The 509-nt window shown below is 44.6% G+C and carries 1 protein-coding gene; it reads left to right on the top strand.

All coding sequences use genetic code 11. The features are described 5' to 3' along the window. Nucleotides 1-490 (top strand): IS4 family transposase (locus AACR75_RS15950; RefSeq protein ID WP_047691010.1); only part of this gene is annotated, 490 nt, incomplete at its 5' end. Between the last annotated feature and the right edge of the window lie 19 nt (nt 491-509).

Below are 509 nucleotides of genomic sequence, written 5' to 3'. Positions count from 1 at the left end.
GAACTGGCACATTCTGACGAATGAACCCGTAAACAGTGCGGAAGAGGCTTTGAAAATTATCACGTATTACGAGAAACGTTGGCTAATTGAGGAATATCACAAGGTCTGGAAGAGCGAAGGAACCGGAGTTGAAGGGCTTCGGGTACAGAGTAAAGGCAACTTAGATAGATTAGTGGCTATTTTTGCCTTTTTAGCCGTAAGGCTCTTCCAGTTAAAATTTGCCAATGAGCAAGTTGAAGATATCAGCTGTGAGAAAATCTTGTCTTCAAGGGTCTGGAAGCTGCTTTGGGTGAAAAGAATAAAGACGCCGCTTCCAGAGGAAGTTCCCACAGCAAAATGGGCTTATGAACATCTCGCACGGCTTGGCGGTTGGAAAGACAGTAAAAGAAATGGAAGAGCGTCAGTTAAAACGCTCTGGGAAGGATGGCTCAAACTACAAGTCATCCTTGAAGGCTACGAACTCGCTCTGTCTCTTGAACAGGACTTGTGATCAAGAGACAGCATTTAGA

Source organism: Vibrio sp. ZOR0018, assembly GCF_963865925.1.
In the GTDB taxonomy this organism is placed as follows: domain Bacteria; phylum Pseudomonadota; class Gammaproteobacteria; order Enterobacterales; family Vibrionaceae; genus Vibrio; species Vibrio anguillarum.
This window is presented reverse-complemented; position numbering and strand designations above follow the sequence as displayed.